The sequence below is a fragment of the Rhizobium sp. R339 genome (assembly GCF_002211395.1).
Classification (GTDB): Bacteria; Pseudomonadota; Alphaproteobacteria; order Rhizobiales; family Rhizobiaceae; genus Rhizobium.
Map to the genome: position 1 here is coordinate 388,913 of NZ_LOKV01000001.1, position 18,104 is coordinate 407,016.

At 61.3% G+C, this 18,104-nt stretch carries 20 protein-coding genes; 10 read left to right on the forward strand and 10 right to left on the reverse strand.

What is annotated here, in order from left to right:
• Nucleotides 1–45: 45 nt before the first annotated feature.
• From petA to ATY76_RS01865, 4 genes are all read left to right on the forward strand, one after another.
• Complete coding sequence (petA, locus tag ATY76_RS01850) at nt 46–624, forward strand: ubiquinol-cytochrome c reductase iron-sulfur subunit (RefSeq protein WP_088673068.1); 579 nt, start codon at nt 46–48, stop codon at nt 622–624.
• 14 nt (nt 625–638) lie between these two features.
• Nucleotides 639–1,919, forward strand: coding sequence for a cytochrome b N-terminal domain-containing protein (locus tag ATY76_RS01855; protein WP_088673069.1), 1,281 nt, complete (start codon nt 639–641; stop codon nt 1,917–1,919).
• Between the two features lie 25 nt (nt 1,920–1,944).
• Nucleotides 1,945–2,826 carry a cytochrome c1 gene (locus tag ATY76_RS01860; protein WP_088673070.1) on the forward strand — a complete coding sequence of 294 codons (882 nt, stop codon included), beginning with the start codon at nt 1,945–1,947 and terminating at the stop codon, nt 2,824–2,826.
• A gap of 114 nt (nt 2,827–2,940) precedes the next feature.
• Nucleotides 2,941–3,483: an adenine phosphoribosyltransferase gene (locus ATY76_RS01865; RefSeq protein WP_088673071.1), complete on the forward strand. Its 543-nt coding sequence runs from the start codon at nt 2,941–2,943 to the stop codon at nt 3,481–3,483.
• A gap of 18 nt (nt 3,484–3,501) precedes the next feature.
• On the opposite strand, the gene ATY76_RS01870 is transcribed toward ATY76_RS01865, so the two are convergent.
• A complete protein-coding gene (locus ATY76_RS01870) occupies nt 3,502–3,969 on the reverse strand; it encodes a MaoC family dehydratase (protein WP_088673072.1) in 468 nt (155 codons plus the stop codon).
• Nucleotides 3,966–4,457: a MaoC family dehydratase gene (locus ATY76_RS01875; RefSeq protein ID WP_088673073.1), complete on the reverse strand. Its 492-nt coding sequence runs from the start codon at nt 4,455–4,457 to the stop codon at nt 3,966–3,968. The genes ATY76_RS01870 and ATY76_RS01875 overlap by 4 nt, the downstream gene beginning before the upstream one ends.
• A gap of 79 nt (nt 4,458–4,536) precedes the next feature.
• Here ATY76_RS01875 and ATY76_RS01880 point away from each other — a divergent pair, with 79 nt between their 5' ends.
• On the forward strand, nt 4,537–5,616 hold the full coding sequence (locus ATY76_RS01880; RefSeq protein WP_088673074.1) for a hypothetical protein: 1,080 nt from the start codon (nt 4,537–4,539) through the stop codon (nt 5,614–5,616).
• 18 nt (nt 5,617–5,634) lie between these two features.
• On the opposite strand, the gene ychF is transcribed toward ATY76_RS01880, so the two are convergent.
• On the reverse strand, nt 5,635–6,738 hold the full coding sequence (ychF, locus tag ATY76_RS01885) for a redox-regulated ATPase YchF (protein WP_088673075.1): 1,104 nt from the start codon (nt 6,736–6,738) through the stop codon (nt 5,635–5,637).
• 138 nt (nt 6,739–6,876) lie between these two features.
• Between ychF and ATY76_RS01890 the strand changes: the two genes are divergently transcribed.
• From ATY76_RS01890 to clpS, 3 genes are all read left to right on the forward strand, one after another.
• On the forward strand, nt 6,877–7,134 hold the full coding sequence (locus ATY76_RS01890; protein WP_088673076.1) for an AbrB/MazE/SpoVT family DNA-binding domain-containing protein: 258 nt from the start codon (nt 6,877–6,879) through the stop codon (nt 7,132–7,134).
• Nucleotides 7,131–7,532: a type II toxin-antitoxin system VapC family toxin gene (locus tag ATY76_RS01895; RefSeq protein WP_245309649.1), complete on the forward strand. Its 402-nt coding sequence runs from the start codon at nt 7,131–7,133 to the stop codon at nt 7,530–7,532. Before ATY76_RS01890 ends, ATY76_RS01895 begins: the two co-directional genes overlap by 4 nt.
• A gap of 93 nt (nt 7,533–7,625) precedes the next feature.
• Nucleotides 7,626–7,937 (forward strand): ATP-dependent Clp protease adapter ClpS, encoded by a 312-nt coding sequence (gene clpS, locus ATY76_RS01900; protein ID WP_088673078.1) that lies wholly within the window; start codon nt 7,626–7,628, stop codon nt 7,935–7,937.
• A gap of 6 nt (nt 7,938–7,943) precedes the next feature.
• On the opposite strand, the gene ATY76_RS01905 is transcribed toward clpS, so the two are convergent.
• The 5 genes from ATY76_RS01905 to ATY76_RS01925 form a co-directional block, all read right to left on the reverse strand.
• A complete protein-coding gene (locus ATY76_RS01905) occupies nt 7,944–8,363 on the reverse strand; it encodes a GNAT family N-acetyltransferase (protein WP_088673729.1) in 420 nt (139 codons plus the stop codon).
• Between the two features lie 34 nt (nt 8,364–8,397).
• A complete protein-coding gene (gene pth / locus ATY76_RS01910) occupies nt 8,398–9,129 on the reverse strand; it encodes an aminoacyl-tRNA hydrolase (RefSeq protein WP_088673079.1) in 732 nt (243 codons plus the stop codon).
• 93 nt (nt 9,130–9,222) lie between these two features.
• Nucleotides 9,223–9,948: a transporter substrate-binding domain-containing protein gene (locus ATY76_RS01915; RefSeq protein WP_088673080.1), complete on the reverse strand. Its 726-nt coding sequence runs from the start codon at nt 9,946–9,948 to the stop codon at nt 9,223–9,225.
• Between the two features lie 23 nt (nt 9,949–9,971).
• A complete protein-coding gene (locus ATY76_RS01920) occupies nt 9,972–12,323 on the reverse strand; it encodes an EAL domain-containing protein (RefSeq protein ID WP_088673081.1) in 2,352 nt (783 codons plus the stop codon).
• A gap of 187 nt (nt 12,324–12,510) precedes the next feature.
• Complete coding sequence (locus tag ATY76_RS01925) at nt 12,511–13,119, reverse strand: 50S ribosomal protein L25/general stress protein Ctc (RefSeq protein ID WP_088673082.1); 609 nt, start codon at nt 13,117–13,119, stop codon at nt 12,511–12,513.
• Nucleotides 13,120–13,467: 348 nt separating this feature from the next.
• Between ATY76_RS01925 and ATY76_RS01930 the strand changes: the two genes are divergently transcribed.
• Entirely contained in the window at nt 13,468–14,931 is a 1,464-nt protein-coding gene (locus ATY76_RS01930; RefSeq protein ID WP_088673083.1) for a hypothetical protein, read from the forward strand.
• A gap of 43 nt (nt 14,932–14,974) precedes the next feature.
• On the opposite strand, the gene ATY76_RS01935 is transcribed toward ATY76_RS01930, so the two are convergent.
• A complete protein-coding gene (locus ATY76_RS01935; protein ID WP_088673084.1) occupies nt 14,975–15,880 on the reverse strand; it encodes a LysR family transcriptional regulator in 906 nt (301 codons plus the stop codon).
• A 113-nt stretch (nt 15,881–15,993) separates the two neighbouring features.
• Between ATY76_RS01935 and ATY76_RS01940 the strand changes: the two genes are divergently transcribed.
• The gene (locus ATY76_RS01940) at nt 15,994–17,022 is read left to right on the forward strand and encodes an aldo/keto reductase (RefSeq protein ID WP_088673085.1); all 1,029 of its coding nucleotides are present in this window, start codon (nt 15,994–15,996) and stop codon (nt 17,020–17,022) included.
• 80 nt (nt 17,023–17,102) lie between these two features.
• Here the strand turns inward: ATY76_RS01940 and ATY76_RS01945 are convergent, their stop codons facing one another.
• Complete coding sequence (locus ATY76_RS01945) at nt 17,103–18,035, reverse strand: ribose-phosphate pyrophosphokinase (protein WP_088673086.1); 933 nt, start codon at nt 18,033–18,035, stop codon at nt 17,103–17,105.
• Nucleotides 18,036–18,104: the final 69 nt, after the last annotated feature.

An 18,104-nucleotide genomic window follows, 5' to 3' on the forward strand; every position in this document is an offset into this window, starting at 1 on the left:
GGCAGGGCGGAATTCCGCGATAATTGCGCAGAGGATGGTTAAGCCGTGAGCGAACACGAAACGACAAGCGGGGCTTCGACAGAGCCCACTCGCCGTGATTTCCTTTATCTCACCACTGGTATGGCTGGTGCCGTCGGTGCCGTTGCGGTTGCATGGCCGTTCATCGATCAGATGCGCCCGGACGCCTCGACGCTGGCACTGGCCTCCATCGAAGTCGATGTCGCAAGCCTCGAGCCCGGCATGTCCTTGACGGTGAAATGGCGCGGTAAGCCGATCTTCATCCGTAACCGCACGCCGGAAGAAGTGAAAGCCGCAGCCGATGTTCCGCTCGGCGATCTCAAGGATCCGGTGGCCCGCAATGCAAACCTTCCTGCCGACGCTCAGGCAACGGGCGTCGACCGCTCGGGCGGCGAAGGCAAGGAAAACTGGATCGTCATGATCGGCACCTGCACCCATCTCGGCTGCGTCCCGCTCGGCCAGGCCGGCGAATACAATGGTTGGTTCTGTCCCTGCCATGGCTCGGTCTACGATACGGCCGGCCGCATCCGGAAGGGTCCCGCGCCCGAGAACCTGGCGATTCCGACCTTTTCATTTGTGTCCGATACCAAAATCAAGATCGGTTGAGGGGAGACTGATTCATGAGTGGCCATTCCAGCTACGAACCATCAACCGGCTTCGAAAAATGGGTCGATGCGCGCCTGCCGCTGCCGCGCATGGTCTATGACAGCTTCGTGGCATATCCGGTTCCGAGAAACCTGAACTATGCCTACACATTCGGCGCCATGCTCTCCGTCATGCTGGTCGTGCAGATCCTGACGGGCATCGTGCTCGCCATGCATTACGCCGCCGACACCGCGATCGCCTTCAACTCCGTTGAAAAGATCATGCGCGACGTCAATCACGGCTGGCTGCTGCGCTATCTGCATGCCAACGGCGCATCCTTCTTCTTCGTCGCCGTCTACCTGCACATCGCCCGCGGCCTCTATTACGGTTCGTATAAGGCGCCGCGCGAAATCCTCTGGATCCTCGGCGTCGTCATTTACCTGCTGATGATGGCGACCGGCTTCATGGGCTACGTTCTGCCCTGGGGCCAGATGTCCTTCTGGGGCGCGACCGTCATCACCGGCTTCTTCTCGGCCTTCCCGATGATCGGCGAATCGCTCCAGCAGTTCCTGCTCGGCGGCTTTGCCGTCGAACAGCCGACACTGAACCGGTTCTTCTCGCTGCACTACCTGCTGCCCTTCATGATCGCCGGCGTCGTCGTCCTTCACATCTGGGCGCTGCACGTCACCGGTCAGACGAACCCGACGGGCGTCGAAGTCAAGACCAAGACGGATACCGTGCGCTTCACGCCCTATGCGACGATGAAGGATGCGCTCGGCGTTTCGGTCTTCCTGCTGGTCTACGCCTATTTCGTCTTCTACATGCCGAACTTCCTCGGTCATGCCGACAACTACATCCCGGCCGACCCGTTGAAGACGCCGGCTCACATCGTTCCGGAATGGTACTTCCTGCCGTTCTACGCGATGCTGCGTTCGATCACCTTCAACATCGGTCCGATCGACTCCAAGCTCGGCGGCGTGCTGGTGATGTTCGGCGCGATCATCGTGCTGTTCTTCCTGCCCTGGCTCGATACCTCCAAGGTTCGTTCGGCGGTTTATCGTCCCTGGTACAAGCTGTTCTTCTGGCTGTTCGTGATCAATGCGATCATCCTCGGCTGGCTCGGCTCGCAGCCGGCGGAAGGCAACTTCGTCTGGATCTCGCAGATCTGCACGCTCCTCTACTTCGCCTTCTTCCTGGTGGCCATGCCGGTACTCGGCCTCGTCGAGACGCCGCGCCGCATACCGAACTCGATCACCGAAGCGGTGCTCGAGAAGCGCAACAAGACAGCTGCCGCCAGCGCAGCGGCCAATGCGTAAGCGCGCGACGGAAGGGAACAGAAACATGAAAAAGCTTGTTGCAAGCATTCTCTCGCTGGCTGTCGTTGCCGGTCTCAGCGGCGCGGCTCTGGCCGAGGAGGCGCCCGCCAACGGTGCGGCTCCGGCCCATCACGCGGAAGGCGAGACGCCGCATTATCCGCTGAAGCATCCGAAGGAGGAGGAATGGTCCTTCGCCGGTCCGTTCGGCCATTATGACAAGGCCCAGCTCCAGCGCGGCCTCAAGGTCTACACGGAGGTCTGTGCAGCCTGTCATTCGATGAAGCTCGTGCCTTTCCGCACGCTCGGCGAACTCGGCTATTCCGACGCGCAGGTGAAGGCCTTCGCTGCGAATTACGAGGTCCAGGATGGTCCCAACGCCAGCGGCGACATGTTTACGCGCAAGGCGGTTCCTTCCGATTACTTCCCGTCGCCTTTCCCCAATGCTGAAGCCGCGGCTGCTTCCAACAATGGCGCGGCTCCGCCCGATTTCTCGCTGATCGCCAAGGCCCGCGCCGTCACCCGCGGCTTCCCGCAATTCGTTTTCGACATCTTCACCCAGTATCAGGAAAGCGGCCCGGATTATATCCATGCACTCCTGACCGGCTATGAAGAGCCGCCCGCGGGTTTCCAGGTGCCGCAGGGTGGACATTATAACCCTTATTTCAATGCTGCCGCCGTGCTCGCCATGCCGAAGCCGCTCTCCGATGGTCAGGTGACCTATGACGATGGCGCGCCGGCGACCGTCGACCAGTATTCCAGGGATGTCTCCGCCTTCCTGATGTGGGCCGCCGAGCCGCATCTCGAAGAGCGCAAGCGCACCGGCTTCATGGTTATGGTCTTCCTGGCGATCTTTACGGTGCTGATCTTCCTGACGAAGCGCTCGGTCTACGCCAACAAGGAACATTGAGCGCTTTCCGATCGGCATTCAAAAGGCGGCCTCGGGCCGCCTTTTTTGTTGGTTCCGCCCTGGGCAGTTGATAGGGTGTGGTCAGTTTCATGCCCTCGCAGATATGGACTTTCCATGGACAATACGACTTCGGAGCTTGCTGCCAGCATCCGCTCCATTCCCGATTACCCCAAGCCCGGCATCATCTTCCGTGACATCACCACGCTGCTTGGCAACCCGCGCGCTTTCCGCCGGGCGGTCGACGAGCTGGTGCAGCCCTATGCGGGCACGAAGATCGACAAGATCGCCGGCATGGAGGCACGCGGCTTCATTCTCGGCGGCGCGGTTGCGCACCAGCTTTCCTCGGGCTTCGTGCCGATCCGCAAGAAGGGCAAGCTGCCGCACGATACCGTGCGCATCGCCTACAGCCTGGAATATGGCGTCGACGAGATGGAGATGCATCGCGATGCGGTGCAGCCCGGCGAGAAGGTGATCCTGGTCGACGACCTGATCGCCACCGGCGGCACGGCGGTCGGGGCAACAAAGCTTCTGCGCCAGATAGGCGCGGAGGTGGTCGGCGCCTGCTTCGTCATCGACCTGCCCGACCTCGGCGGCCGTCGGAAGCTGGAAGAACTCGGTGTCAAGGTGCATACGCTGGTCGAATTCTCCGGGCACTGAGCCCGTATTCCAATGGCGTCAGTCGAATTCCAGGACGCCGCTTTCGAAGCGCATGACAGCATCCCCGTTCTGATTGACGCCTTCGCAGAGAATGGTGTTGAGGTGCCAGCCCGGCCGCGACGCGAGCGGCCGGCTGGAGAGCAAGGCGACGGAATAGGTCACGACGTCGCCGACGAAGACCGGCCGCAACCATTGCAGCTTCTGGAAACCGGGAGAGGGGCCGAGGTTCGGCGCCGTCTGACCCTTTTCCGCCAGTGCGATCCTCTGCCTTTCCCAAAAGGCGAGGAAGGTCTTCATCCAGGCGGCCGTGGTGTGCCAGCCGGAGGCGCAGAGCCCGCCGAAGAGCGTGTCTTTCGCCGCTTCCTTGTCGATGTGAAAACGCTGCGGATCGTAGCGGGTGGCAAAATGGAGGATGTTTTCCTCGGTGAAGGCATAGCTGCCGATCTCGGCCTTCTCGCCGACGGCGTAAAGTTCGGACATTCTCATGCCGGCCGCTCCGATCTTATATCGCTCTCCTCCGAAGGGGGACGCATGCGGATCATGACCGAATTCTCCGACAGGCAGACGAGTTCGCCGCGCTGATTTTCCAGGACGTGGCGGAATTTCGCGATGCCCATGCCGGGGCGCGAGCGCATCGGCCGGGCTTCGAGCACGGTCGAGTGACCCTGCAGCGTATCGCCTGAAAGCACCGGCTTTCGCCATTCCATGAGGTCGATGCCGGGCGCACCCTCGCAGAGCGCGTTCAGGATGTAGCTGTCGGCCATCATGCGCATGAGCATTGCCGAGGTGTGCCAGCCAGAGGCGGCGAGCCCGCCGAGGATGCTGGCGCGGCCGGCGGCCTCGTCGATATGCATCGGCTGCGGGTCGAATTCCCTGGCGAATTCGATGATTTCCCCGGCGCTCACCAGCTTCGGGCCGAGGGAGAAGCGGCGGCCGGGCTCGAAGTCCTCGAAGGCAAGCTTTTCTTCCGGCATTCGCTCCTCCGCATATGCAGCGCACAATTCTTACAATAGCATCCGCGCGGGCTCAATGATTCCGGGGAGAGAAACCGGCATGACGGAACTGAGGTCGATACTCGACGAGGCGGCGCGCCAAGGGCTGATTTCGCCTGAGGCGGGCGGGCGGCTTCTGCCCTTCCTGACCGAGCGCGGCGTGGCGGTTGTCGAGCCGCAGCCGGCAGCCGCGGACGGATCGGCCTGGTCGGACACGGAAACGCCGCGCTTCGTGCGCGGCTTTCACGACGTGCTGATCACCATCGGCGTCATCGTCGGGCTTTGCGGGCTCTGGGGGCTGTCGGCGCTTTATGCCGTGCCGGTTGCCATCATCGTGCTTTCGGAAATTCTGGTGCGCCGCCAGCGGCTCGCTTTGCCGGCGGTCAGCCTGACGATCGCGCTGTTCTGCTGGACATGTCTGCTGATGTCCCATTTCTTCCCGCCATGGACGCCGAACGCCGAATCCTTCGGGGCGGAGGCGACGCAGTTCGTCGCCGGCTTCCCGATCATTCTCGGCGCCTATTATGCCCGCTACCGCGTGCCGCTATCGCTGGCGCTCTCCATCATGTCGGCGCTCGCCTTCGTCCTCACGCTGCTTTTGCGGCTGGTACAGTGGGCAAGCGGCAATCCGGCGTTTTTCCTCGATCATCCCGCCGTGCTGGCGTTGGTTGCGCTGATCTGCGCGCTCGGACTGTTTGTGCTGGCGCTTTACTTCGATCTCGGCGACCGGCTGCGGCGGACGACGCGTTCGGATATCGCTTTCTGGCTGCATCTGGGCGCGGCGCCGGCGCTGCTCTACAGCACCGTTTCCCTGCTGTCGCTCGGGGCAGACGTCCGCATCTTCGACGTCGCGAACATGTCGTCGCGGACACCCGTGGTCGTCGCGACGGTGGCGGCGCTGATGCTGATCGGTCTCGTCATCGACCGGCGCGCCTTCGTTACCTCGGGGCTGCTGTCTCTCGGGGTCGCGATCTTCAGCGTTTTCCGGCAGGGGAGCGCCACGGTGGACACTTATATCTTCACGACGCTGATTATCGTCGGCGCGATCGTACTGATCATCGGCACCGGCTGGATGCCGCTTCGGCGGCAGGTGCTGCGCGCACTGCCGCCGGCAATCGCCAACAGGCTGCCGCCGGGTTGAGGCGGCAGCGTTCTTTATTCAGGTGTTGAAGCGGAAGTGGATGACGTCGCCGTCCTGGACGACATATTCCTTGCCTTCGTCGCGCGCCTTGCCGGCATCCTTGGCGCCGACTTCGCCGTTGTATTTGATGTAGTCGTCATAGGCGATGGTGTTGGCGCGGATGAAGCCGCGCTCGAAATCCGAATGGATGACGCCGGCGGCCTGCGGCGCCTTGGTGCCGCGCTCGATCGTCCAGGCGCGCGTTTCCTTCGGGCCGACGGTGAAATAGGTGATGAGGTGGAGCAGCTTGTAGCCGGCGCGGATCAACCGGTCGAGGCCAGCCTCGTCGAGGTCGAGGGCGGAGAGGAATTCCTTGGCTTCCTCTTCGGCAAGCTGGGCGACCTCGGCTTCGATCGCCGCCGAGATGATGACGGTTTCGGCACCCTGTTCCTTGGCCATGGCGGCGACGGCTGCGGTGAATTCGTTGCCGGTCGAGGCGTCGCTTTCGGCGACGTTGCAGACATAGAGTACCGGATGCGAGGTGAGCAGGTTGAGGCCCTTGAGGATGGCGATTTCATCGGGGGCGAGCTTCGACAGCAGCGTGCGCACCGGCTTGCCGTCCTGTAGCAGCGTCAGCGAGGCTTCCATGATCGGCAGCATCGCCATGGAATCCTTGTCCTTGCTGGTGGCGCGCTTGCGCGTCTGCTCGGTGCGGCGCTCCAGGCTTTCGAGATCGGCGAGCATCAGTTCGGTCTCGATCGTATCGGCATCGGCGACCGGATTGATGCGCCCCTCGACATGGGTGATGTCGCTGTCTTCGAAGCAGCGCAGCACATGCACGATGGCATCGACTTCACGGATATTGGCGAGGAACTGGTTGCCGAGGCCTTCACCCTTCGAGGCGCCGCGCACGAGTCCGGCGATATCGACGAAGGAGATGCGGGTCGGGATCAGTTCCTTCGACTTGGCGATGTCGGCGAGCTTGCGCATGCGTGGGTCGGGCACGGCGACTTCGCCGGTGTTCGGCTCGATGGTGCAGAAGGGATAATTGGCAGCCTGTGCGGCCGCCGTCTTGGTGAGCGCGTTGAAGAGGGTCGATTTGCCGACGTTCGGCAGACCGACGATGCCGCATTTGAAGCCCATGGCTTGATGTCCGTATTTGTGAAAACTTTGCCCCTGCCTATGGGGGAACAGCTTTCCCCGGTCAAGGGTTCATGAAATTAAAGCTCCATTGAAGGTAAGGCAGTTTTGCCTTACCTTCAATGGAGCAGGAGTGGTGTGATGGTCAGGCTCAAGGTTACGGCAAAAGGTCAGGTGACCCTCAAGAAAGAGGTTCTCGACCATCTCGGAATAGCGCCGGGTGACGAGATCGAGATCGATCTCTTGCCAAGGGGCAGTGGAAATATCCATGCGATCAAATCGATGGTGCCTATCGAGCGTCTGTTCGGCATGTTCTCTCATAAAGCCGACAGAACGTATTCCATTGATGAGATCAATGAAGCGATCGAGGCTGGATGGGCAGGCGAGGGCAAGCGTTGAAGGTCGTCGTCGATACGAACATTCTGGTGCGGATGTTCACGCGCGACCATCCTGTCGAGAGTCCGAAGGCCGAAGAGTTCCTTCGGTCCTACAGTATCGTTGTACCGAACCAGACGCTTTGCGAATTGGTCTGGGTTCTTCGACGGCTCTATAAATTCGATGGAGCCGAGGTGAAGCAGGCGATGACGTATCTCGGAGAGGCGGAGACGGTTACGCTCGATCGTGCCGCTGTTGCAAGCGGTCTTTTAGTCGTGGAGGCTGGTGGCGATTTCGCAGATGGCGTCATTGCGCTCGAAGGGGAAAGGCTTGGTGGAGAAAGCTTTGCAACATTCGACAGGAAGGCTGCTGCCATTCTTCGAAAAGCCGGCCAGAATTGCCTCTTGCTCTCCGGTGAATGAGATCTACGTCATTGAACTGCCGTGCTGACGGTGCAATATATTCCAACGGACGTCTGTTCCGCCTTTTCATGTCATCAACCGGTAGAATTTCCGATGAGTGACAATGACATTGCCCTGAAACCGAAGACCAAGGTGAAGCTGAAGCTGGACAAGCCGAAGCTCTACAAGGTCATTCTCGTCAATGACGATTATACGCCGCGCGAATTCGTCATCGTGATCCTGAAGGTCGTCTTCCGCATGAGCGAAGAGACCGGCTACCGGGTGATGATGACGGCGCACAAGCTCGGTTCCTGCGTGGTCGTGGTTTGCGCCAAGGACATTGCCGAGACCAAGGCCAAGGAAGGCATCGACCTTGCCAAGGAGATGGGCTTTCCGCTGATGTTCACCACCGAGCCCGAGGAATAGGTGCGCTCAGGGCCGGCGGATCTGGTAGCCGGTCTTGTCCTGCAGGAAACCGCAATTCTCGTAGAAACGCAGCGTCGCCGGATTCTTTGACCCGGTGAGCAGCATCACCTTGTAGCAGCCGGCCGTCCAAGCCTCTTCCACCGCGTGGTCGATGACGGCGCCGGCATAGCCGCGCTGGCGATGGTCGGCATGAGTGACGACATTCTCGAGGAGCGCGTAAGAGGCGCCGCCCCGCGTCAGGTTCGGCACGACGATCAGCGTGACGGTGGCGGCGGCGAGGGTGCCGGCAAAGCCGATAAATACGGTCATGCCGGGCTGGGCGAGGATGGCGGAAAAGCGTTCCTCGGCCGTGGCGCCTTCGAGAGCAGGATCGGCCGAGTTGAGATGCTGGTAGAGGGTAATCAGCCCCCCGAGGTCGTGGGCCATCGCGGGACGGATGACGAGATTATCCGGCACCGGCCTATTCCCCCTTATTGCCGAACATCTTCTTCAGCATCTCGGCCATGGGGCCGGTGGCCGGCAGCTTCGGCTGGTTGTTGTTGCGGGCCTGGCGGATATGCGACTGGCCGGCCGGCTTTTTTTCGCCGTCCTTGCTCTCCTTGCGCGGCTTCTCCTCCTCGGCCTTGCCGCCGAGCGCCAGCGCGATCTTGTTCATCAGCTGTGAATCCTCGTTCCGCACCAGCATGTCGGCATTGTCGGCCAGCGTGTCGAGAAGCGGTTCGAGCCAGGCCTTGTCGGCTTTGGCGAAATCGCCGAGCACGTGGTTCTGCACCATTTCCTTGACGCCGGGATGGCCGATGCCGAGGCGCAGCCGCCGGTATTCCTTGCCGCAATGGGCGTCCAGCGACTTGATGCCGTTGTGGCCGCCATGGCCGCCGCCGGTCTTCAGCCGCGCCTTGCCTGCGGGAAGATCCAGCTCGTCATAGATCGCGACAAGATCGGCCGGCTGGAGCTTGTAGAAGCGCATCGCCTCGCCGACGGCCTCGCCGGAGAGGTTCATGTAGGTCTGTGGCTTGATCAGCAGCACTTTCTCGCCGCCAAGCTCGCCTTCGGCGATTTCAGCCTTGAACTTCTTCGACCAGGGCGAAAAGCTGTGGCGCCGATAGATGGCGTCGACGGCCATGAAGCCGATATTGTGGCGGTTGCCGGCGTATTTGCCGCCGGGATTGCCGAGACCTGCGATGATCAGCATGGCCTGTCATTCCTTGCTTGAGCTTGTCCTGCGTTCACCACCCGGAAACGGAAGCAAAGTCAAGCGGAAAGGCCAGCGGCCTGTCCGGCTGCTTCAGTCGGACAGGTTCATGCCGTATTTCTGGAAGATCTTTTTCTGGTCGCCGTCGGCAATCAGCTTGTCGAGCGCTGACTGCATCTTGGCGCGCAGATCCTCCGGAAAGCTCTTTTCGCAGGCGATGCCCATCGGCTGGGCCGAGAGTATGGTCACCATCTCCACCGGCTGGTCGGCTTTCAGCTTGTCGTAATAGAGTTCGGAGATCGGCATCATGTCGATGCGACCGCTCAGCAGCTTGCGCAGTGTCGCGTTAAAATCGCTGGCGACATCAAGCTTGGGGAAGCCTTTTTCCTTCAGGATCGTCTCGGTATAATCCTCGCGCTGAGTGCCGACCGTATATTTCTTCGCCTCTTCCAGATTGCTGGCGGTGACGCCCGAACCCTTGCGGGTGATCAGGATGTTGCGGTCGATGAGCAGCGGCTCGATCCATTTGAACAGCGGATCGCGCGCGCTGTTGTGGGCGGTCGCGAAAACGCAGGTCATCGGCGCGGTGCGGGCGAGGCTGAAAGCGCGCGCCCAGGGCAACACCTCGATCGTGTAGTCGACGTCAATCGCGGTCATCACCTTCTCGACCTGCTCGACGGTCGCGCCCTTGATCTCCTTGCCTTCGCGGTAATTGAAGGGGGCGTAGTCCTCGGTCGTGAAGGACACGGTTTGCGCGTGGGCGGCCCAGGGGGCGGCCCATGGCAGCGCCAGGCAGGCGAGAAGCAGGAGCTTTTTCATCGTGTCATCTCCTTATTGTGCGTTCACGAGGCGCGAGCGACTTCGGACTGTGATTCCACCAATTCCTCGATCAGTTTGGCTGCCTGCTGCGGACGGTGGAAAAGGTAGCCCTGGCCGTAATCAAGCCCCATCTGGTGAAGCGTGCGGCATTCCTCTTCGGTCTCGATACCCTCGGCGATCACGGTGCAATTCATCTTGTGCGAGAGAGTGGTGATGCTTTCGATCAGCATGCGGCTCTTCTGGCGCACGTCGTTGTCGCCGTCGTTGATCGCGCGGGTGAAGGACTGGTCGATCTTGATGATGTCGACCGGGAAACGGTTGAGGTAGCTGAGCGACGAGTAGCCGGTGCCGAAATCGTCGAGCGCGATGCGGTAGCCGAAGCGGCGCAGTTCGGTGACGATCATGCGGATCTGCGGATTGTCGTGCATCAGCACGGCTTCGGTGATTTCGACGACGATGCGCTCGGGGCGGATGCCGTGGCGGCCGACGGTGGCGGCAAGTCGGGCGGGCAGGGCAGGCTCGAATTGCAGCGGCGAGAAGTTGATGGCGAGATAGCTGTCCTGCATCCCCGGGATGCGGGAAATCTTGGCGAGGTTGGCGATCGCCTTTTCCATGATGACGTTGCCGACGCGGACGATCTTTGCCGTCTCCTCGGCGACGTTGATGATCTCGGCCGGCGGCATCAGGCCCTTCTGCGGATGGTTGAGGCGCATCAGCGCCTCGAAGCCGGCAATGCTGCGGCCGTTCAGGTTCACGATCGGCTGCAGAAAGGCTTCGAACCAGTTTTCGGCGAGGCCGGCTTCGATATTGGCTTCGATTTCGGCACGGCTGCGGGCGCGGTCGAGCATGGCGTTGTCGAAGAGCTGCGCGCCGTTCTTGCCGTCGCGCTTCTTGGCATACATCGCCATGTCGGATTTCTGCAGCAGTTCGGCGGCGGTCGCGGCGTGGCTGGGGTAGATGGCGATCCCGATCGAAGCGCTCAGATGCATGTCGGGACCGAAGGGCGTTTCGAAGATCGAGGCGATCTGCTCGCACATCACTCTGGCGCGCTTCTCGGCGTCCTGGGCCGGCAGCAGGATGGCGAATTCATCGCCGCCGAGGCGGGCTGCCTCGTCAAAGGGGGCTAGATGCCGCTTCAGGCGTTCGACGAGTTCGATCAGCGCCAGGTCGCCGGCGGCATGGCCCATATTGTCGTTGATCCACTTGAAACGGTCGAGATCGACGAAGAGGCAGGCAAGTTCATGGCCGGCCGCATCGGCGGCGGCGATCTTGTTGTCGAGAACGGCTTCGAAGCCCTGGCGGTTGAGCAGCCCGGTCAGATGGTCGGTGATCGCCTGGCGATGGTTGCGATCCTCGGACGCCTTGAGCTCCGTCACATCGGTCATGACCGAGAGCGAGAGGCGGTCGTTCGCGCCGGTTTCCGCTTCCGCTTCCATGATGAGGACGTCCATGATCCGGCCGTCCATGCAGACGAACTTGACGGTGACGGCCATGCCGTTTTCCGCCTCGCGGCGCTTGACGAATTTCTCGCGGGTATTCGATGTGACGAGATTGGCGAAGTTGCGACCGATGACGGCGGCGCGCTGATAACCCGTGGCGAACAGCCAATAGTCGCTGACGGCGGTGATGCGGTCTTCCTCGTCGAGCGAGAAGAGCATTGCGGGCGTCAGATTGTAGATGTCGGTGGCGCGGCGGTGGGCGAGCTTCAGCTCCTTCTCTTCGCTTTCGAGCTTGGTCTGCATCTCGTTGAAGCTGCGGGCGAGCCGTCCCATCTCGTCGTTCGACTGCCAGTCGACATGATGGCGGGAACCGAGCTGCCGGGTCGCCTCGATCGCGGCCGTCAGCCGCATCAGCGGCTGGATGACGAAGATGCGGTTGCCGATCAACGCCGTGCCGAAAACGGTCAATACCGCGAAAATGAAGATCGAGATGAAGACGACCTCTTCCTGCTTCAGGCCGGAAAACAGGCCGAGCGCGGGATAGTAGACGCTGATGCTGCCAAGGTTCTTCGGGCCGTCGACGGTATTGTAGATGATGGCGCGCGACACCTGCACGAGCTTGCCGTCGAAGGAACGCGGAATGGTGGACTGGCTGACGTCGAGCTGGCCCGACTGATCGCGCACTTCAACCTTGACGATGGCGCCCTGGGAAACGACCGTCGCGCTGATCTGAGTGACACTGTCCTCATCGAGATCCCAGAGGGGTTTTGCCAGCGCCTGCGCATTGGCGACAAGAAGAACGGAGATGTGGTCGCGTATTTCCTTGTCGGCGCGTTCGGAGGAAAGAAAAAGGAAGAGAACAAAGAGGGGGGCGACGAAGACGAGCAGTGCTCCGCATACGATCGCAAAAAATCTGTTCTCAACGGAATTGTGCATGGTTCCGTCTACTCCCCCAGGGCCGGCCCTATTTGCTGTCTCGCTTCAGGGCGGGCTTCTTCACAGCTGACGGAGCATGCTTCCACAAATTCCTTAAATGTTGCTGAAACGGCAACCTTTCCGGGCAAAGGAAAGCCCGCTTCCCAGGGGGAAGCGGGCCATATGCTTTACAAATTGGTCGAAGCGATCAGGCTTCAGCTTCGCCTTCTGCGGCGCTCTCGTCGACGCCGGCAGCCGGAGCGACGATGGTCGCGATCGTGAAGTCGCGGTCGATGACGGTGGTCACGCCCTTCGGCAGGGTGACTTCCGAAATGTGGATGCTGTCGCCGATCTTCTTGCCGCTGAGGTCAACGTTGAAGAACTCCGGGATCGCATCGGCCGGGCAATGAACTTCGACCGAGTGGCGGACGATGTTCAGAACGCCGCCGACCTTGAGGCCCTGGGACTTCTCTTCGTTGATGAAGTGAACCGGGATTTCGACGGTCACCTGGGTGTTGCCGGAGACGCGGAGAAAATCGACATGCAGGGTGAAATCACGGACCGGATCGAGCTGGTAGTCCTTCGGCAGAACCTTGTACTTCTTGCCGTCGACTTCGATGGTCGCCACGGTGGTCATGAAACCACCGGCGTGAATGCGCTTCGTCACCTCATTGGTGTTGAGAGCGATGGCAATGGGGGCCTGCTTGTCACCATAGATGACAGCGGGAATCAAACCGTTGCGGCGAAGTTCACGGGCGGACCCCTTACCAACCCGTTCGCGCGCCTCGGCCTTGAGCTCGTAAGTTTCCTGGCTCATGGCTATTCCTTTCGAGGTTATTTGGAGAGTTCGGCGGCGGGCAAAAGCCTTGTTCCGTCGAACCGGAGGCGGGTTTCCCCATCCTCATCCGCGTTGCCTCCAAGGGTGTCTACGCGGACCGGTGGCCTATATTACAAGTCGCCCGGAAACGCAAGTTGCGGATTTGGGACGCTTCCGCCGCCGCATGAGCGGCAAATCGAAAAGACAAACCTCATTGAAATCGCTGGCAATCCAGGTCCGGCCAAGCGGCAAAATTGCCAATGGCTGCCGCCGCTTGGCTTGACATCGGCGCGCTTCGCATCTTTGGATGGCCGCAATCAAAAAAGCGGCTGAGGAGAAAAACAGACTATGCGTCTCAAACTTGTCACGGCAACGAGCTTGCTTGCCCTTTGCCTTTTCACCGCGGCCGAAAGCGCGGAGATCAACCAGGACGGCGCGAATGCAGTCAAGGAGACTTTGACAAAGCTGCTTCCCGAGGAATTGGCGAAGAGCGGCCTGATCACCGTCAATCCGGCCGGCACGCGCTATGAGGTCATCTACGATCTGGCGAAGCTGCTTGCGAAAGCCGATCCGGCGAAGCTCACGATCAACGGACTGACGCCGTTCTCGATGTTCGCCACACCGCTCGACAGCGGCCTCTGGAACATCGAAGGCGACAACAATTTCAACGTTTCCGGCCATTTCAAGGGCCCGGACCAGAAGCCGACGGATTTCACCTATTCCATCGCTTCGCTCGTCTATACCGGCGTCTTCGACCCGGCGATCAGCTATCTGCGTTCCGGCACCTTCGCGGCCAAGGACATCAAGCTATCGAGCAAATCCGAAACCGAGGAGGTCCACGCCAGCATCGCCAGCATGGACCAGAAGCTGAGTTCGGCGGACAGCCCAGGCGGCAACGGACGCGTCGATTTTGTCGGCACCGGCTCGATGTCGGGTTTTGTCGAGCAGGTTTCCGGGCTGCAGATGCCGCCGGTTGAAATCCGTGCCGACTCGGTCGATGTCGAGGCCAAGGTGAACGGCCTGCCGGCAAAGCAGATTCGCGAGATGGTCTTCTTCGTTCTCGACCATCTCGACCAGGACCAATTGAGCCCTGCGGAGAGCGACAAGATAAAGGGTATAGTGAAGGAAGCCTTCCCGCTTCTGACCTCCTTCAGCGAGACGATCGGGGTCAACAATCTGACCGTCAGCAGCGAGATGGGCAAGGGCGGTGCCAAGGCATTCGGTTACAACCTCGCCATCGACGGGCCGAGCGATGCCGTGCGTTTCGGTTTCGGTTTCAATGCGCAGGAGATCAGCCTCGACACCCCGCTGATGCCGGCAAACTACGCCACCTTCATGCCGACCGATTTCGATTTCCAGCTTGCTCTCCCCAATCTGGATTTCGCCAGCCTCGGCGACGCCCTCATGACATTTGATTTTAACGATAAGGCGGCTGAAAAGACCGGCGAAGAGATGGGCAAGAAGCTCTTCCGCGACGGCCTGCTTACGGTGGAGTTTCCGAAGATCAGCGCCAAGTCAGGCGTCTACGACGTCGATGTGACGGGCAAGATCGAAGGCCGGGTCGATACCGAGAAGGACTATTCGATGGAGGCGACGATCCTTGCCCGCGATCTCGATAAGACGATCGCCGCGGTTCAGGAGCTTGCCAAGACCGATCCCGACCTCAACCAGGTCTCCTTCGGCATCATGATGGTCAAGGGTTTCGCCAAGACCGATCCGGACGGCCGCTCGCGCTGGGACATCAGCATCGGTCGCGACGGCGCGATTTCCGTCAACGGCCAGGTGGTCAAGGAAGCGGATCCGCAGCCGTAATCCCGTCGGCCTCGCCCGAAGAAGACGCGCGCCGCGCGGGGTTTTATCCTTTGCGGCGCATCAGCGTCGATGCCATGTCGAGAAAGGCGCGCAGCTTCGGCTGCGTTTGCGAGCGGGCGGGGAAATAGGCAAAGAGGCCGGGCGCGGTCGGCAGAAAGGCATCGAGCACGCGCTCGAGCCGTCTTGAGGCGACCGCTTCCGCGACGGATATATCCGGCAAGTAGACAAGACCGAGCCCGGCTTCGGCGAGTTCGAGCAGCAGCAGGAAATCGTTGACGATCAGGCCGCCGGGCGGATCGACCGCGAAGTCGCGTCCGTCGCGTTCGAATTCCCAGCGATAGACGACGCCCGAGGTCGGGTAGCGGTAGCGGATCGCCTGATGGCGGGTGAGATCCTCCGGCGTTGACGGCCGGCCATGCCGCGCGAAATAGTCGGGCGCGCCGACGACCGTCCAGGTGATATCCGATGTCAGCCGCATGGCGATCATATCCTTTTCGATCGCCTCGCCGATACGGATGCCGGCGTCGAAGCCGCGTTCGGTAATGTCGATCGCCGCATCGTCGACCGAGATTTCGACCGAGATGTCAGGATAGGCTTGGCGGAACCGCGGCAGCAGCGGTGTGACGATCAGCGGCACTGCCATGCGCGGTACGGTGAGGCGCAGATGCCCGAGCGGGCGGTCGCGGAAGCCGCCCAGCATGTCGAAGGCATCGGCGATGTCGGCAGCGGCGGGACGAACCCGCTGGAAGAGGGCCGCGCCTGCTTCGGTGAGCGCGCCGCGCCGCGTAGTGCGGACGAAGAGCGGCACGCCGAGCCTTTTCTCGAGCGCACGGATCGCCTGGCTGACGGCGGTCGGCGTCACGCCGAGCGATGCGGCAGCGGCGGTGAAGCTCCTCGCGTCGGCGACAGCCAGGAATTCGGTCAACCCGGTGAAAGGATCAGGCGCCATCGGTCGATTATGAAGTTTAGCTTCATGAGCTTTATCGATCCGGCGGATTTTTCGCAATAATGCATTCTGGCATTGTCACGCCATCCGATCACGAGAACCCAACGGAGGACGACATGCAATATACGACTCTTGGCCGAACAGGGCTTGCCGTTTCCAGGCTTGCCTTCGGCGCGATGACCTTCACGTCCGGCGACCGCAGCATGGGTTCGATCTACAAGACCGAGGCCGATGCCGCCGACGCGCTGGTCGGGCAGGCACTCGATGCCGGCGTCAACTTCTTCGATACGGCGGATGCCTATGCCTCCGGCCAGTCGGAACAGATCCTCGGACAGGTGCTGAAGGCGCGGCGCAACGAGGTGGTGATCGCCACCAAGGTCGGCTTCCGCACCGGCACCCCGCTCGGCCAGGCGGGGCTTTCCCGCCGCCACATCCTGTGGTCGGTCGACGAAAGCCTGAAACGGCTCGGGACCGACTGGATCGACGTTTATATTGTCCACAAGGAAGATCCGTTCACGCCGTTGGAGGAGACGCTGTCGGCGCTCGATGCCGTGGTGCGCTCCGGCAAGGCGCGCTATATCGGCTTTTCCAACTGGTCGGCCTGGAAGGTGGCGGCCGCGCTCGAAATCCAGAAGGCGAATGGGCTGGCGCCCTTCACGCACGGGCAGATGCATTATTCGCTGCTCGGCCGCGATATCGAGCGGGACATTCTGCCGATGATGCAGCGCTATGGCCTCGGCCTCACCGTCTGGAGCCCGCTCGCTTCCGGTTTTCTCTCCGGCAAATATACCCGCGAGACGCTCGGCGATCCCGACAACCGCTATTCCGGCTTCGATATCCTGCCTTTCGACAAGGAACAGGGTTTCGCACTGGTCGAGCGGATGCGGGTGATCGCGGCCGCCCACGGGGCGAGCGTCGCCCAGGTGGCGATCGCCTGGCTGCTGGCCAAGAAGGCGGTTTCCAGCGTGCTGCTCGGCGCTTCGAAGCCGCACCAATTGGCCGACAATCTCGGGGCGGCGGAATTGACGCTCGACGAAGGCGAACTGGCAGCGCTCGACGCTGCGACCGAGCCGGCGCCGGTCTATCCGAACTGGTTCATCGACAATCTCGCCGATCAACAGCAGAAGACGGCTTTCAGCCGTTGAGCCGAGAACATCGCAAGGAAAAAGCCGTCCGCACATCATGCGGACGGCTTTTTACTGGGAATTGCTGCCGGCCGGGCCTGTCAGTCGAAGAGGCTGGAGACGGATTCTTCCTGGCTCGTGCGGCTGATGGCTTCGCCGATCAGCGGAGCAGTCGTCACGACGCGGATATTATGGGCGGACTGCACGGCAGTCGTAGGCTGGATCGAGTCGGTGATGACGAGCTCGCGCAGCTTGGACGAGGTGACGCGGGTGACGGCGCCGCCGGAAAGCACGCCGTGGGTGATGTAGGCGGTGACGCTGGAAGCGCCCTGGGCGAGCAGCGCATCGGCCGCGTTGCAGAGCGTGCCGCCGGAATCGACGATGTCGTCGATCAGCAGACAGTCCTTACCGGTGACGTCGCCGATGATGTTCATGACTTCGGATTCACCCGGCCGATCGCGACGCTTGTCGACGATCGACAGGAGACAGTCGAGCCGCTTGGCAAGCGCACGGGCGCGAACGACGCCGCCGACGTCGGGCGAGACGACCATGACGTTGCTGAGGTCATAGTGGCTCTTGATGTCGCGGGTCAGGACCGGCAGCGCGTAGAGATTGTCCGTGGGAATATCGAAGAAGCCCTGGATCTGGCCGGCATGGAGATCGAGCGTCATGACGCGGTCGGCGCCGGCTTCGGTGATGAGGTTCGCAACCAGCTTCGCCGAGATCGGCGTGCGGCCGGAGGCGCGGCGATCCTGACGGGCATAACCGAAATAAGGAAGCACGGCCGTGATGCGGCGGGCTGAGGATCGGCGCATCGCGTCGATCATGATCAGCAGTTCCATCAGATGGTCGTTGGCAGGAAAGGACGTGGGCTGCACGAGGAAAACATCCTCGCCGCGAACGTTTTCCTGGACCTCGACGAAGATTTCCTGATCGGCAAACCTTCGGACACTGGCTTTCCCCAAGGGAACATTGAGATAGGTGCAGATCGCTTCGGCGAGTTGCCGGTTCGAATTGCCTGCGAAAACCTTCATGTTGGTCCGCCTGTTATGCGCTGATAGCCGCGCTTTTTAGTCAGCTTCCCCGTGAATGCAAGGGCAGAC

Excerpts from the sequence above, each read along its gene's own strand:
- ATY76_RS01855 (WP_088673069.1), top strand. The coding sequence starts at position 639 with ATGAGTGGCCATTCCAGCTACGAACCATCAACCGGCTTCGAAAAATGG.
- ATY76_RS01860 (WP_088673070.1), top strand. The coding sequence starts at position 1,945 with ATGAAAAAGCTTGTTGCAAGCATTCTCTCGCTGGCTGTCGTTGCCGGT.
- ATY76_RS01865 (WP_088673071.1), top strand. The coding sequence starts at position 2,941 with ATGGACAATACGACTTCGGAGCTTGCTGCCAGCATCCGCTCCATTCCC.
- ATY76_RS01870 (WP_088673072.1), bottom strand. The coding sequence starts at position 3,969 with ATGAGAATGTCCGAACTTTACGCCGTCGGCGAGAAGGCCGAGATCGGC.
- ATY76_RS01875 (WP_088673073.1), bottom strand. The coding sequence starts at position 4,457 with ATGCCGGAAGAAAAGCTTGCCTTCGAGGACTTCGAGCCCGGCCGCCGC.
- ATY76_RS01880 (WP_088673074.1), top strand. The coding sequence starts at position 4,537 with ATGACGGAACTGAGGTCGATACTCGACGAGGCGGCGCGCCAAGGGCTG.
- ychF (WP_088673075.1), bottom strand. The coding sequence starts at position 6,738 with ATGGGCTTCAAATGCGGCATCGTCGGTCTGCCGAACGTCGGCAAATCG.
- ATY76_RS01890 (WP_088673076.1), top strand. The coding sequence starts at position 6,877 with ATGGTCAGGCTCAAGGTTACGGCAAAAGGTCAGGTGACCCTCAAGAAA.
- clpS (WP_088673078.1), top strand. The coding sequence starts at position 7,626 with ATGAGTGACAATGACATTGCCCTGAAACCGAAGACCAAGGTGAAGCTG.
- ATY76_RS01905 (WP_088673729.1), bottom strand. The coding sequence starts at position 8,363 with ATGGCCCACGACCTCGGGGGGCTGATTACCCTCTACCAGCATCTCAAC.
- pth (WP_088673079.1), bottom strand. The coding sequence starts at position 9,129 with ATGCTGATCATCGCAGGTCTCGGCAATCCCGGCGGCAAATACGCCGGC.
- ATY76_RS01915 (WP_088673080.1), bottom strand. The coding sequence starts at position 9,948 with ATGAAAAAGCTCCTGCTTCTCGCCTGCCTGGCGCTGCCATGGGCCGCC.
- ATY76_RS01920 (WP_088673081.1), bottom strand. The coding sequence starts at position 12,323 with ATGCACAATTCCGTTGAGAACAGATTTTTTGCGATCGTATGCGGAGCA.
- ATY76_RS01925 (WP_088673082.1), bottom strand. The coding sequence starts at position 13,119 with ATGAGCCAGGAAACTTACGAGCTCAAGGCCGAGGCGCGCGAACGGGTT.
- ATY76_RS01930 (WP_088673083.1), top strand. The coding sequence starts at position 13,468 with ATGCGTCTCAAACTTGTCACGGCAACGAGCTTGCTTGCCCTTTGCCTT.
- ATY76_RS01935 (WP_088673084.1), bottom strand. The coding sequence starts at position 15,880 with ATGGCGCCTGATCCTTTCACCGGGTTGACCGAATTCCTGGCTGTCGCC.
- ATY76_RS01940 (WP_088673085.1), top strand. The coding sequence starts at position 15,994 with ATGCAATATACGACTCTTGGCCGAACAGGGCTTGCCGTTTCCAGGCTT.
- ATY76_RS01945 (WP_088673086.1), bottom strand. The coding sequence starts at position 18,035 with ATGAAGGTTTTCGCAGGCAATTCGAACCGGCAACTCGCCGAAGCGATC.